Raw genomic sequence first — 13,582 nt, 5'->3', positions numbered from 1 at the left:
AGCCGATCACCGGAGTTCACGGTCGGTCGGCTCCGCCCATCCTTTCGAGAAAGTTTGCCTATGCAAACCAAGCGCAGACGTCCCCTTGCTGCGACCTTTGCTCTGCTGCCGACATGGATTGCCGCGATCGTCGTCTATATCGGCACCATGGTCTGGTCGGTACGCCTCTCCTTTACGGATTCGACCATTTTCCCGTCGTCCAGCTATGTCGGCTTTGCCCAATATGCCAAGCTGTTCCGGACATCGCGATGGCTCGCCTCCCTGGAAAATGTGCTGATCTTCGGCGTTCTCTACGTCGCCGGCTGCCTTGCTCTCGGCTTCGTGCTCGCCGCGGCGCTCGATCGCAAGGTTCGCTTCGAAAGCCTATTTCGCACCATTTTCCTTTATCCGTATGCCATGTCCTTCGTGGTTACCGGCCTCATCTGGCAGTGGATGCTGAACCCGACCTTCGGCATTCAGGCGACCGTCAGAGCGCTCGGCTGGCAGGGCTTCGTCTTCGATTGGATCGTCAATCGCGACATGGCGATTTATACGGTGGTCTTCGCCGGCGTCTGGCAGGGTGCTGGCCTCGTCATGGTCATCGCACTGTCGGGCATGCGCGGGATCGGCGAGGAGCAATGGAAAGCGGCCCAGATCGACGGCATTCCGGTCTGGCGCATCTATACCTCGATCATCCTGCCGCAGCTTGGACCTGCGCTTGCCGCATCGGGCATGCTGCTCTCCATGGGCGTGATCAAGACCTATGACCTAATTGTCGCGCAGACCGGCGGCGGCCCCGGTTATTCAACCGAGGTTCCCGCAAAATTCATCATGGACAATCTGTTCGAGCGCCAGAACCTCGGCCTTGCGAGCGCCGGCGCCACCGTGCTCGTGCTCTCGGTCGTCATGGCCGTCGCACCGTTTCGCTACGCGCTCCATATGCGCGCCAGGAGAAGGGGAGCACATTGATGGCGGCTCTTCATCCACGTGGTCCCAAGCCGTCGCGGCTCACGGCAGGCCAGATCGGGCTCTATGCCTTCCTCATCCTGTCCGCGCTCTTCTTCCTGCTGCCGCTTTATACGATGCTCGTCACCTCGCTGAAGACGATGGAAGAGATTCGCCAGGGTCGCATCTTCGCTTTCCCTGAGACCATCGATTTCAGCGCCTGGAAAACCGCCTGGTCGGGTGCCTGCATGGGCACGCAATGCCTGGGTGTGCGCATCGGATTCTGGAATTCGGTCAAGATCACCGTGCCGGCCGTGGCGATTTCCGTCTTCATCGGCGCGATCAACGGTTATGCCCTGTCCTTCTGGCGGCCGAGAGGCTCGAGCCTGCTGTTCGGGCTTCTGATGGCCGGCGGCCTCATCCCCTACCAGATCTTCCTCTATCCGCTGGTGCGGCTGCTCGCCAATCTCAGCCTTTATAATTCAGTGGCAGGCGTGGTTCTCGTTCACGTGATTTTCGGCCTGCCGCTGGTGACACTGCTGTTTCGCAACTATTTCGTCGCCGTTCCCGAAGAGCTCTGCAAGGCGGCCCGCGTCGACGGGGCCGGCTTCTGGCGGATCTTTCTTGAGATCATGCTGCCCATGTCGGTGCCGATGGTCGTCGTCGCCTCCATCTTCCAGTTTACCGGCATCTGGAACGATTTCCTGATCGGCCTGGTCTTTGCAGGGCGCGACAATCTGCCGATGACAGTGCAGCTCAACAACATCGTCAACACCACCATGGGCGAGCGTGCCTACAATGTGAACATGGCTGCCACCATTCTGACCGCCATCGTTCCGCTCGCCATCTATTTCTTCTCCGGCCGCTGGTTCCTGCGTGGTGTCGCCGCCGGCGCCGTCAAGGGGTAACGCCATGCAGCCTGCCGTCTCGGTCAAGGATCTCAGGATCGCCTATGGCGATCACACCGTCATCGACAAGATGTCGATCGACATCGCTCCGCGCGAATTTCTCGTGCTGCTCGGGCCCTCCGGCTGCGGAAAGTCGACCCTGCTCAACTCCATTGCCGGCCTGCAGGATATCAGCGACGGCGAGATCTGGATATCGGACAGGAACGTCACGTGGGCCGAACCGAAGGATCGCGGCATCGGCATGGTCTTCCAATCCTATGCGCTCTATCCCCGCATGTCGGTGCGCAAGAATCTCTCCTTCGGCCTGCGCGTGGCGGGTCTTCCCAAGGCCGAGATAGAGGCGCGCATCGCCCGCACGGCTTCGCTTCTGCATCTCGACAAACTGCTCGACCGCCGCCCCTCGGAACTGTCGGGCGGCCAGCGCCAGCGCGTCGCGATCGGCCGCGCGCTGGTGCGCGAAGTGAACGTCTTCCTGTTCGACGAACCGCTCTCCAATCTCGATGCCAAGCTGCGCAACGAATTGCGCGTCGAGATCAAGAAGCTGCATCAGAGCCTCGGCAACACGATGATCTATGTCACGCATGATCAGGTCGAGGCACTGACCCTTGCCGATCGCATCGCCATCATGAAGGACGGCGTGATCCAGCAGCTCGCCAGCCCGTCCGAAATCTATCATCGTCCGGCCAATCTCTTCGTTGCCGGCTTCATCGGGGCGCCGGCGATGAACTTCATCGAGGGCGAGATCGTTTCCAAGGCGGACGCGCCGGTCTTCGAAAGCAACGGACTTGCCATCCCCCTCGCCGGCTATCCTTTCCTCAGCGCCGTCAAGGCAGGCCCCGCCACATTTGGCATCCGGCCGGAGCATATCGCGCCGAATGGCGCCGACGTGGGTTGGCCTACCATCCCGGGCACTGTCTCGGTCGTCGAGCCGATGGGCGCCGATACCGTGCTGTGGTTCGACTGGGCGGGCCAAAGCCTCTCCTATCGCATCATGGGAGATGCCGCCCTTCAGCCAGGTGCGGCGATCACGCCCGGCCTCGACATCGCCAAGGCCTCCCTCTTCGGCGCTGACGGCGCCCGCCTCTAAAACCACTTCCAAAGCATACGGAAATTATCCATGTCTGAGACTGTCTATGACGCGCTGGTAATCGGCTCCGGCGCCGCTGGCTCCTTCGCCGCCAAGGAATTGACCGCCCAAGGACTGTCGGTCCTGCTGCTCGAGGCCGGGCCGGCGGTGACCCAGAAAGATTTCGATCCGAACCGCAAGAAGGCGCCGGCCAGCAGTATCAATATCTGGGAGCGCGCCCGCGCCACACTGAAGGGCCAGCCCATCCAGGCGCGCGCCGCCTTCTTTGCCGAACGCTTCAGCCATTTCTTCGTCAATGATCGCAGAAACCCGTATACGACCCCGAAGGATGCTCCATTCCTGTGGATACGCGGCCGTCAGGGCGGCGGCCGCCTGCACAGCTTTGGCCGGGTGCTGCTGCGTTGGACGGACGATGATTTCAAGATCCGCTCGAAGACCGGCAAGGGCGTCGATTGGCCGGTTTCCTATGATGAGCTGGCGCCCTATTATGCCGAGGTCGAAACGAACCTTGGTCTTTATGGCAACGAGGATGGCGTGGAGACATTGCCCGACGGCGTCTACGCCCATCCGGCGAAGCTGACGCCGGCCGAAGAAATCTTCAAGACGGAAGTCGAAGGACGCTGGCCGAAGCGGCATGTCGTTTCCTGGCGCTATATCGCGCCCGATGCCGAGCGGACGCCGAAGCCACTGCGCGAGGCGTTGGCGACCGGACGGCTGACCATCCGCCATGACGCCATCGTGCGCCGTATCACCACCGACGATGCCGGCGGCCGGGCGACGGGTGCCGAGTTCATCGATCGCGCGACCGGCAAGGTCGAGACCGCGCGCGCCACCATCGTCGTGCTTTGCGCGTCGCCGATCGAAAGTGTGCGGCTGCTTCTCAATTCGGCCACAGCTCGCCATCCCCATGGGCTCGCCAACAGCTCGGGCGCGCTCGGGCACTATTTCATGGATCAGCTTCCGTGTCTTGCCTTCGGCTCCTTCTCCAAAGCCAAGGGATGGGCGGCCGATGATTCCGCGCCTGCCGATCCCTTCTACAATCCATCGGGCGGCATCTTCGTGCCGCGATTTGGAGAAGGCGACGCGGGCCGTGATGATTTCGATTATCAGGGAAGCATCGGTCGAGCGCCGACACCGGATGACGAACCTTCACGGCTCGCTTTCTTCGGCTTCGGCCGCATGCTGCCCTATGCCGACAATCGCATCACGCTCGATGCACGACGGAAGGATGCCTGGGGGATTCCGGTGCCCCATATCCGATGCGTCATGGGCGAGGAGGAACATGCCCTGCTGCGCCGGCAGGAAGAGGTATTGATCGACATGGTACGCAGCGTCGGGGGCGATCTGGAATTCATCGGCTCTCCTACTGGTCTCAGGGAGATGGGCCGCGGCGCCTTCCCCGATGCCGATCCGTTCAGCCGCTTCATGTTCCGCACGTGGTTCCGCAAGACCATGTGCATGGGCGCCGCCATCCATGAAACCGGCGGCGCACGCATGGGGACATCCAGCAAGGAATCCGTCCTCAATGCCCATAATCAGAGCTGGGACATCCCCAATTTGCTCGTGACGGATGCTTCCGCCTTTCCGGGCAGCGGCATTGCCGGCACCACGCTGACCGTGATGGCCCTGACCATCCGTGCCTGCAGGAACATTGCCGATCAATATCGCGCCGGACAAATATGATCAGGCACTCCGTTCGGAGTAGCATTCACAACTTCGGTCGGCCTCCATTTTAGATGTGGAGGCTCGCCGCACTCCTCCACAGCCGCGATGTAGACAGGTTCCATCATCGAACCGAAATAGTTCGGCTTTATCACCTTGCCACTGTAAATATCGTGCATATCCTTCTGCTGGGCTGCATCGAGCGATTATGCAGGAGTAAGGGATGAGTTCGACCACCCCGAAACGGCGCCCAACTCAGAAGAAATTCGCGCCGAAACAGCTTGAAAAATTAGAATGTCTTTCGCGAATTGCGGGGAAATCCGGCTCTAGTGCGCAAAGCCATTAAAAGCGCGCAATCCTCCTCGCACGAAGCGTCGAAAGCACCTCTCGCCGCCCGCATCTGGAGGAGATGCGAGGCAGGTACATGATTTGGCGAGCGTCTCGAACGCTTGGGGAGGAACAATGCTTGAACGACTTTTCAATTTGAGCGCGCCCTCGACCTACAAGATCCCGCTTGCATCCGATCGGCCAAAGATTTTCAATGTGGCTCTGGCCGACCGGTCGGAAGCCAATGAGCCGACGATCCGTCGCTCGAACGCTGTAGGCGAATCGCCGCTGCCACTCGGCCTTTCCGTCTTGCATGCGCTTTCGGATGTCGTGGCGAGCGCGGCCGGCCACCAGATCTGCCAGCGTCTCGACGCACTGGCAACGCCCGAACGGGCGCCGACAGCGATCGAGCGCCTCAAGGCTGGACAAAAGGAGTGAAGGTAATGCCTGCCCGCGAAGACATCTGCGATTTCCTGCATCGGGAGCCGATGTCGATGCTCGTCGAGATCATTGATGTCGCGGGCTCCGCGCCGCGCGATACCGACGCCTGGATGCTGGTGTCGGAACGGTCGATCTTCGCGACAATCGGCGGCGGGCAGCTCGAATATATGGCGATCGACCAGGCGCGGCGCGCCTTGCGTTCAGGTCTCGCGGCCGAGCCGATGAACGTGCCACTCGGGCCGGAGATCGGACAATGCTGCGGTGGCCGGGTTGGACTTGTCTTCAGGGCAGTCACTCCTGAACTTGCGCAGGAGCTTATGGTCCGCAGCGACCGGGAAATGGCCGCCCGACCGCATGTCTATGTTTTCGGAGCAGGCCATGTCGGCGATGCGCTCGCGCTGGCACTTTCGCTTGCCCCCCTGCGTGTCGTCCTGGTTGACACGCGGGAAGAAGAGCTGATCGCCTCCAACCTGCCGCGCGTCGAAACCTGTCTCACGGCCATGCCCGAAGCCGTAGTGTGCGATGCTCCGGCCGGCAGCAGCTTCGTGATATTAACCCATGACCACGCGCTTGATTTCCTGATCGCCGCAGAAGCGCTCAAGCGCTCGGATGCCGCTTATGTCGGAATGATCGGCTCCAAGACTAAGCGCGCCACCTTCCGCAACTGGCTGTCGCACGAAAGCGGCCAAGTGGAGCTTTTCGATCGCCTTGTCTGTCCGATCGGCGGAACGGCGGTGAAAGACAAACGCCCTACTGTCATCGCCACGCTTGCCGCCGCCGAGATCATGACGGCGGCGCTGACCTGGGCGGCTGCAGCACGGTCGGCCACGGCAAAACCTGCTATCGGATGACAGGCAACTGCTTGAAGGGGTTGGCGAACAGCACGCCTATGGCTCCGCGGCTCACAGGAGCTGCTTCCCAATTAACGAGCGGCCTCGACCAAAGCTCAATTCCGCCGTCATTGGCGAGAATATTATTCCAAAATCGTTTCGGAAGTTAGCAAATCACTATAGGGTTGATACCGACTCGACGGCGCCCACGCTTTGAGCGAGTTCGCTTTGCCGTCGAGCAAGACAATCCTGCGAAGAAAAGCCGACATGCCCAAGAGAAGCTCCCCGCTCGTCGCGTTTCAATCCAAGACATTCCGTTCTCTCTGGTCGGCAACACTCATCTCCAATCTCGGTGGATTGGTCGAAGGTGTGGGTGCTGCCTGGCTGATGACCAGCCTTGCCACTTCCCATGGCATGGTTGCACTGGTTCAAGCCTCCACGACGTTGCCAGTCATGATCTTTTCGCTCGCCGCCGGCGCGCTCGCCGACAATTACGACCGAAGACGGATCATGCTGATCGCGCAGACGCTGATGCTCAGCGTATCGGCAACACTGGCGGCGCTGTCCTACAGCAATGCCCTGACGCCCTGGCTGCTGCTTTGCTTCACATTCCTGATCGGCTGCGGCGGCGCGCTGCACAACCCCTCATGGCAGGCTTCCATGGGCGATGTCGTGCCGCGCGAGCATCTGCCGGGCGCGGTGGCGCTCAACAGCATGAGCTATAACCTCATGCGCAGCATCGGGCCGGCGATCGGCGGCGTCATCGTTGCGGCTGCGGGCGCGGCCTTCGCATTTCTCTTCAACGTCTTCTGTTATTTCGCCCTCATCTTCACCTTGTGGCGCTGGAAGAAGGCTCCTGTGCGCAATGCGCTGCCACGGGAGTCTTTCGGCAGCGCGATGTCGGCCGGATTTCGCTACGTCCAGATGTCGCCGAACCTGCTCAAGGTGATGTGCCGCAGCTTCGTCTTTGGTCTGACAGCGATCGTCATTCTGGCTCTGCTGCCTCTTGTTGCGCGCGATCATGTGCATGGCACTGCAATCACCTACGGCATCATGCTTGGCTTCTTTGGTTTCGGCGCCATCTGCGGCGCGATGCTGATCGGCCGTATCCGTGATGCGCTGAGCAATGAATGGGTCATCCGCGGTGCCTTCTTCACGCTGGCCATCAGTTGCTTCTTCCTGGCGCTCAGCGATCAGGTATGGCTGAGCTGCCTTCTGCTCATGCCGGCGGGGGTCGCCTGGGTGCAGGCCTTTTCGCTGTTCAACGTCACTGTTCAGCTTTCCACGCCGCGATGGGTCGTCGGCCGCGCTTTGTCTCTCTACCAGACAGCCACGTTTGGGGGCATGGCCATAGGTAGCTGGCTTTGGGGCGAGCTGGCCGATACCCATGGCGTCACCGGCGCTCTCCTCATCGCAAGCGCTGCTCTCGGCACAGGTGGTCTGCTTGGCCTCCTGTTGCGCCAGCCGGACTTCGAATCTCTTAATCTCGATCCGACGAATAGCTTCAGCGAACCGCAATTGCAGCTCGACCTGCGCCCCAGAAGCGGCCCGATCCTGGTCATGGTGGATTATGACATCGAGCAGGAGGACGTAGAGGAGTTTCTGGCTGTCATGGCAAAGCGTCGCCGGATGAGAATCCGCGACGGCGCCAAGCAATGGTCGCTGTTGCGCGATCTGGAAAAACCGAACACCTGGACGGAAAGCTACCATCTGCCGACCTGGATCGACTATGTCCGCCACGGCCAGCGCCAGACACATGCCGATGTCGAGGTCGCCGAACAGCTGAACAGGCTGCATCGCGGCGACGGCCCACCCGTCATCCACCACATGATCGAACGGCAGACGGTACCCCGGCACGACGATATGCCCCTGAAGCCCTATCTCGATGCGACATAAGGGAGCGGCTGCGGACCTGCCACTGCGGCAGTTGCCATGTTGCCTGCCTTTTCGATCTTGAAATTCAGCTTCGAGCCGAACCGGCTTGGGTTGGCTTCGTCGGTCGATTTTGCGAGACAAAAAGATCACACCCTGAAGGCATTTGATATCCATCTCATCATAAAGTCGGGGAATGACCCACAACCATATATTGAGCTAGCAAGCAAAGTGCCTATTTTTCCGCGCTGCCAATGTAGGCGCCAAGTCGGACCCTCAGGATTTGCGAAGCATATGCTTTTCTCCTCGCCTTGCGACTGCCTACGCAACCATTCGGAGTTCAGGCAGACAATGACATTTCCGACGATTAAGCTTCCCCAGAGAGCCATCATGCTTGCTCAGGGCGTGATCACGATGCCGAAGGCCGTCTATTTCTCCCTGCTGATCCTGATCGCGCTTACGGTCTTCATGACGATTTACGAAGCGCCGGGCATATTAAGGGATTGGACGATCAGCCAAAACCCCGTCAATCTCGTCGATGGCGATATCCGCGACGGAAAATGCTCGACGCGAAAAGGCTTCTTCACCACCTGCGAAGCTCATCTTAAATACGCCTATAACGGACAGACCTACGACAAGGATGTCGAAATCATGTTCGTCGACATCCACACCGGCGACTACGACACGGATCTCGTCATTTCCCGAGATCATCCGGACCTGGCAACACTCAGCCTCGGGCTCGATATGCTCTGGAACCGGATCATAACGCTTGCCGTCTTCGTCGCACTTCTCGGCGGCGCCTCCATCGCCATGATCTTTCAGATCCTGCGCGTATGGCATGTGCGCGGGCAATTGCGCCAGGCTGCCCAGCTCGAGCCGGTCCCTGTGGAAATCACCGCCCTTCAGCGACGCGGCAAGCCGATGATGGTGACCTATGCCGACAAGATCGCCGGCAGGAAAACCGGACGGACGGCTCATACGAAATTCGGACCCGGAGAGGAGCCTCTGGTGGTGGGCGCACAGGGCGGCAAGGCCGTAGCGCTCGCTGTCTGGCATGGAAACTCGGCCCTCCCGGTGCTTTTGGACAGCCGACTGGAACGCATCGACATCTCGCCGGAGGAGCGCGCTGGCATTCTCGGTCCGCTCACAGCGGAACTTGGCGCTCATCCACCGGAACTCGTTGCCCCAGGGAAGAGAGGGCCGTCCGCCATGGCACGGCTTGCCAGGGGCTTCCTCGTGCTATTTCTCTTCATTATCGGAATTTTCGGCTACTGGATCTGGTATGTGACCAGCGCCGACTCGCAATTCACGTCGCCCGCCATGGATCTCAACAATATGATGCCGGCGTCTCTCAACCGCTGGGGCTGCGATCAATTGAAGAAGCGCTTCGGCGATCAACGCGCCCCCTTCGGCTGCGCCGCCTCGGATTATACGAGCTGGAAGTAATATTCGACTAAGCCTCGATGGACGCGGCCTCTCCAGCGAGACCGCGTTCACTCGGCCATTCTGCCGTTCATTTCCTGATCTCCGGCGCAAAAACGTTACCGATGACGCGACCGGTATATGTTTCCGAAGACAACTCGACCGGATACGCCGTCCCACCTATATTCTCCGGATCGAAATCGCCCTCTATTTGGACGGTGGATTTAGCGGAAGCGCATAATCATGGGCCAGTTCAACAATGCCGCTACAGCTCTTCTCTCGAGCAAGGATCGCGCCTGGAAAGGCCTGGAGGCAAATTTCCTTCGCATCCGGGCCGGCCGCACCCATGTGCCGGGATCGCAAACGCATAGGCTCGGCATTCATTTCGGACGGGCGGTGAATGCCTTTTGTGAATGCGACGGCCGTCAATATCGGCGTCGTCAGGCGCATGGCGATATCGACATCGTTCCCGCCGGGCTGGATGGCTGGTGGGAAGATGATGGGGACTGCACCATTCTGCGGCTGAATATTCAGCAGGAACTCCTTCGATCGGCCGCGGAAGCACTCGGCAGAAATCCCGACACGGTTTCTCTGGCACCAAAATTCCAGCTTCGGGATTCCCGGATTGAATCGATCGCCTGGGCAATCAAGGCCGAGATCGAGTCGCCCGTTCCATCGGACAGGACTTATGCCGAAGCATTAGGCCTGGCGCTGGCGATCCGCCTGGTGGAAGGCAGCAGACAAACGTCGCTAGACGTAACCGCGACAGGCGCCACATTGACCAACCGCCAACAGCGATGCCTGGTGGACTTTATTGAAGCCAATATCGATCAATCTCTATCTCTTGCCAATCTCGCCGCGACGGTTGGTTTGAGCGTGTCACATTTGAAGCCGCTCTTTCGCACGACTTTTGGCATGCCGGCCCATCACTATGTGCTGACGCGCCGGGTCGAGCGTGCCAAATCGCTCATTCTCTCCGCCGACATGCCGCTCGCCGAGATCGCTGTGGCGAGCGGATTTGCCCATCAGAGCCACATGACGCATTGGATGCGGCGCATCCTCGGACTTACCCCCGGCATGCTGAGCCGAATGCATTCGTGATTTCGATTGTCGTCCAAACCTGCCATTGACCATCCGAACCTGCGCGATCCGATGCGTCCATAGGGTTAACCTGCAGGGAAACGACAGGAGAAGATGCAATGCACGCAATTCTGGGCGCCACGGGCAAGGTTGGCCGCACGACCATCGCCGCACTGCGCAAGTCTGGCGTCCCGGTTCGCGCAATTTTGCGCGACGGTTCGAAAGCGCAGGCCTTTTTAGATCTCGGCTGCGAGATCGCCATTGCCGATGTGCATGACCATCGGGCGCTGACGGCCGCATTCGAAGGGGCGCGCGCCGTCCAGATCATCTGCCCAGTCGATGTTCGTGCCGCCGAGGCCTATTCCGGCATGAGACGTTTGGTGGACCACATTGGCGAGGCACTGTCAGCCGCCAAGCCGCAAACCATTCTCGCGATTTCCGACTATGGCGCGCAGCATGGCTCCGGCACCGGCGTCACCTTGATCTTCCACGCGCTTGAAGCGCGGCTACGTCGGCTGGAGACCGAAAGACTTATCCTGCTGCGATCAGCCGAGCACATGGAGAATTGGGCGCGCCTGGCAAAGGTAGCGGCAGAAAGCGGCCGATTGCCGAGCTTCTATCATCCGCTGACCAAACTTCTTCCTACCATTTCAGCTTATGACGTGGGTTCGATCGCGGCCGAACTGCTTCTGGAGAAGCAGAACACCGCTTTAAGGATCGCTCATGCCGAAGGTCCTCGCCGCTATACGCCGAACGACGTTGCGGAGGCCATCGGCTCACTGACCGGCCGCAATGTCGTCGCCCAATCGCTTCCGGAGACCGAATGGCAGGCCGCCCTGATGCGGGCAGGCCTTTCCGAAGATTATACACGCCTGCTGGTTGAACTTTATACCGCCCATAATGCGGGCCGAATAGACGCAGAGAAGGGTGTCGGCGAGATCCGTCGAGGTACAACCGAATTGGTGGAGGCGTTGCGGCGGATTCTCAGCGCATGAGAATTGCCGCGTGCCTGCAACACGCGTTTGCTGCCCCGCACGGTTTCAGCAGCGCGGGATCGTCAGCACTACGGTCGTGCCGCCACCTTCCCGGCTGTCGATCGTGGCGTGGCCGCTATGCGCCTCGGCAATCGCCTTGACGACCGAGAGACCGAGACCTGACCCTCCGCCTCTTCGCGTTCTCGCATCGTCGGCCCTCCAGAACCGCTCGAAGGCCCGTTCGCTTTCAGCAGCCGTCATGCCGGGGCCGTTGTCCGAAACCATGATGACGCAGAGGCTGCTGGCCTCGTATGAGGCTATACGCAGCGTCGAGCCTGGAGCATAGCGTGCGACATTGTCGATGAGCGCAAGCACCGCCTGCCGGACTCGTGCCCGGTCGGCGATGACAGCCATCTTCTGCAAGTCGGTTTCGATCCTGATGCTGAGGCTGGCAAGCGACGGCCCAACGGAATCGATGATGTCTGCAATTTCTTCTCCAACGTCGAAACGCGATTGCTGCAGCTCCATGCGCCCGGCATTCATCAGCGAAAGGGTACGCAGATCGTCGACGATGCGGGTCAGCGCATCGATATGGCCGATCAATCCGCGGAATACCTCGTGGCTCGGCTCGAACACCCCATCCGCCAGCCCCTGCATGCGGCCGCGCAGAATTGTCAGCGGCGTGCGCAACTCATGCGCGATGGCCGAATTCGAATATTGGAGCTCCTTTTCCGCCCTTTGCAGCTCTTCCGCCATGCGGTTGAAGTCGCTGATCAGACGGTCCGCTTCGCCGAAATTGCCTTCGCCGGTCGCCCGGCCGGCAAAGTCTCCATCCGCAATGAGGCGGGCAGCCTCGGTCACGGCTGTCAACGGCTTGACCAGGCGTCTGGCGAGACGCCATCCGACATAGGCGCCGACGGCCTGCCCGATCGCCACGTTGATGGCGAGCACGACGAAATCGCTGACGGCCCAATCGTCCGGCGGAGCGGCGTCCTTGAACAGCCATTCGTAGACATAGCCGTAGATCAGGAATCCGAAGAACATCACCGACAGGGCGACGAAGGCGACGATCGTCGTCGACCAGATGATTTGCCTGTTAAGGCTGTTGCTAACCGAAATCGCCAAGACGGTAACCCACTCCCCGCACGCCGTTGAGAAGATCGCCGACACCCGCGGCATCCAGCTTTCGGCGAAGTTTGCTCATGTGGCTGTCCACGGTGCGGTCCAGCGCATCGCCTTCGGGAAGGCAGGCATCGACGATTTCGCTGCGTTCGAAGGCCCTGTTCGGGAACCCTGCCATATATTCGAGGATGCGGAACTCGGTGCGCGTCAGGTTCAACGGCATGCGGCTTTCGCCGTCCTCGACGACAGCCATGTGGGCGACCGGATCGATCGCAAGCCTGCCGACCCGCAGCAATTTATTTGCAGCACTTCCCGTCGCCCGTCTCAAAACCGCCCGCGCCCGGGCGACCACCTCGACAGGGTTAAACGGTTTGACCACGTAGTCGTCGGCGCCGGAGCGCAGCCCATGCAGTTTGTCGAGGTCGTCTGCGAGCGCCGTGACCATGATAACAGGCGTATTGCCTCTCTGGCGAATGGTGGCAAGCACCGTGTGACCGTCGAGTTTCGGTAGCTTGACATCGAGCACCACAAGGTCGGGCCGCAGCCGCTGGTGATGGGAAAGCCCGATCTCGCCATCCGAGGCCGTCAGCACGCGAAACCCCTCACGCTCAAAATAGCGTTCGAGAATATCGGAGATTTCCGGCTCGTCTTCGACGATCAATATCAACGCATTTTCCATCCAAGGCTCCTTTATCGGAAAGAAACGTCAGACAGGGTCTGCACGTCAACATTCCTCTGCACTCGTTCATGAAACCTCCACAAAACATCGACCAAAGACCAACAATCCCAATGTTTGCTTAGGCTCGGACGAAAGTGCCACTCGCGCCCTGCGTTGAAGCGGCTTCTTCAAAATAGGCTCATGCCGTCGAGACTCGGGAGCGACGATCTCCTCGCGCCACGGTCAATTGGGAATACATTTATGCGATCTGCATT

At 60.1% G+C, this 13,582-nt stretch carries 11 protein-coding genes and 1 pseudogene; 10 read left to right on the top strand and 2 right to left on the bottom strand.

Annotation, left to right across the window (positions count from 1 at the left end):
* The first annotated feature begins 60 nt into the window (after positions 1-60).
* From ACYJRZ_RS24025 to ACYJRZ_RS23980, 10 genes and pseudogenes are all read left to right on the top strand, one after another.
* Positions 61-948 carry a carbohydrate ABC transporter permease gene (locus ACYJRZ_RS24025; protein WP_459463246.1) on the top strand — a complete coding sequence of 296 codons (888 nt, stop codon included), beginning with the start codon at positions 61-63 and terminating at the stop codon, positions 946-948.
* Complete coding sequence (locus ACYJRZ_RS24020; RefSeq protein WP_459463244.1) at positions 948-1,832, top strand: carbohydrate ABC transporter permease; 885 nt, start codon at positions 948-950, stop codon at positions 1,830-1,832. Before ACYJRZ_RS24025 ends, ACYJRZ_RS24020 begins: the two co-directional genes overlap by 1 nt.
* A 4-nt stretch (positions 1,833-1,836) precedes the next feature.
* On the top strand, positions 1,837-2,919 hold the full coding sequence (locus ACYJRZ_RS24015) for an ABC transporter ATP-binding protein (RefSeq protein ID WP_459463242.1): 1,083 nt from the start codon (positions 1,837-1,839) through the stop codon (positions 2,917-2,919).
* Positions 2,920-2,949: 30 nt separating this feature from the next.
* The gene (locus tag ACYJRZ_RS24010; RefSeq protein ID WP_459463240.1) at positions 2,950-4,602 is read left to right on the top strand and encodes a GMC oxidoreductase; all 1,653 of its coding nucleotides are present in this window, start codon (positions 2,950-2,952) and stop codon (positions 4,600-4,602) included.
* A gap of 468 nt (positions 4,603-5,070) precedes the next feature.
* A pseudogene (locus ACYJRZ_RS24005) lies at positions 5,071-5,346 on the top strand (xanthine dehydrogenase molybdopterin binding subunit); the annotation flags it as partial.
* Positions 5,347-5,351: 5 nt separating this feature from the next.
* Entirely contained in the window at positions 5,352-6,200 is an 849-nt protein-coding gene (gene xdhC / locus ACYJRZ_RS24000; protein WP_459463238.1) for a xanthine dehydrogenase accessory protein XdhC, read from the top strand.
* A gap of 246 nt (positions 6,201-6,446) precedes the next feature.
* A complete protein-coding gene (locus tag ACYJRZ_RS23995; protein WP_459463236.1) occupies positions 6,447-8,075 on the top strand; it encodes an MFS transporter in 1,629 nt (542 codons plus the stop codon).
* A 327-nt stretch (positions 8,076-8,402) separates the two neighbouring features.
* Entirely contained in the window at positions 8,403-9,497 is a 1,095-nt protein-coding gene (locus tag ACYJRZ_RS23990; protein WP_459463234.1) for a hypothetical protein, read from the top strand.
* A 219-nt stretch (positions 9,498-9,716) separates the two neighbouring features.
* Positions 9,717-10,574 carry a helix-turn-helix domain-containing protein gene (locus ACYJRZ_RS23985; RefSeq protein ID WP_459463232.1) on the top strand — a complete coding sequence of 286 codons (858 nt, stop codon included), beginning with the start codon at positions 9,717-9,719 and terminating at the stop codon, positions 10,572-10,574.
* Between the two features lie 98 nt (positions 10,575-10,672).
* Complete coding sequence (locus tag ACYJRZ_RS23980; protein ID WP_459463230.1) at positions 10,673-11,548, top strand: NmrA family NAD(P)-binding protein; 876 nt, start codon at positions 10,673-10,675, stop codon at positions 11,546-11,548.
* A 45-nt stretch (positions 11,549-11,593) separates the two neighbouring features.
* Here the strand turns inward: ACYJRZ_RS23980 and ACYJRZ_RS23975 are convergent, their stop codons facing one another.
* Positions 11,594-12,652, bottom strand: coding sequence for an ATP-binding protein (locus tag ACYJRZ_RS23975; protein WP_459463228.1), 1,059 nt, complete (start codon positions 12,650-12,652; stop codon positions 11,594-11,596).
* The gene (locus tag ACYJRZ_RS23970; RefSeq protein ID WP_459463226.1) at positions 12,636-13,328 is read right to left on the bottom strand and encodes a response regulator; all 693 of its coding nucleotides are present in this window, start codon (positions 13,326-13,328) and stop codon (positions 12,636-12,638) included. Before ACYJRZ_RS23970 ends, ACYJRZ_RS23975 begins: the two co-directional genes overlap by 17 nt.
* Between the last annotated feature and the right edge of the window lie 254 nt (positions 13,329-13,582).

This window comes from Rhizobium sp. No.120, assembly GCF_054558365.1.
The sequence above is the reverse complement of the archived record's forward strand: the minus strand, read 5'-3'. Positions and strand labels throughout refer to the sequence as shown.

Excerpts from the sequence above, each read along its gene's own strand:
- xdhC (WP_459463238.1), top strand. The coding sequence starts at position 5,352 with ATGCCTGCCCGCGAAGACATCTGCGATTTCCTGCATCGGGAGCCGATG.
- ACYJRZ_RS24025 (WP_459463246.1), top strand. The coding sequence starts at position 61 with ATGCAAACCAAGCGCAGACGTCCCCTTGCTGCGACCTTTGCTCTGCTG.
- ACYJRZ_RS24020 (WP_459463244.1), top strand. The coding sequence starts at position 948 with ATGGCGGCTCTTCATCCACGTGGTCCCAAGCCGTCGCGGCTCACGGCA.
- ACYJRZ_RS23990 (WP_459463234.1), top strand. The coding sequence starts at position 8,403 with ATGACATTTCCGACGATTAAGCTTCCCCAGAGAGCCATCATGCTTGCT.
- ACYJRZ_RS23970 (WP_459463226.1), bottom strand. The coding sequence starts at position 13,328 with ATGGAAAATGCGTTGATATTGATCGTCGAAGACGAGCCGGAAATCTCC.
- ACYJRZ_RS23995 (WP_459463236.1), top strand. The coding sequence starts at position 6,447 with ATGCCCAAGAGAAGCTCCCCGCTCGTCGCGTTTCAATCCAAGACATTC.
- ACYJRZ_RS24015 (WP_459463242.1), top strand. The coding sequence starts at position 1,837 with ATGCAGCCTGCCGTCTCGGTCAAGGATCTCAGGATCGCCTATGGCGAT.
- ACYJRZ_RS23980 (WP_459463230.1), top strand. The coding sequence starts at position 10,673 with ATGCACGCAATTCTGGGCGCCACGGGCAAGGTTGGCCGCACGACCATC.
- ACYJRZ_RS23985 (WP_459463232.1), top strand. The coding sequence starts at position 9,717 with ATGGGCCAGTTCAACAATGCCGCTACAGCTCTTCTCTCGAGCAAGGAT.
- ACYJRZ_RS24010 (WP_459463240.1), top strand. The coding sequence starts at position 2,950 with ATGTCTGAGACTGTCTATGACGCGCTGGTAATCGGCTCCGGCGCCGCT.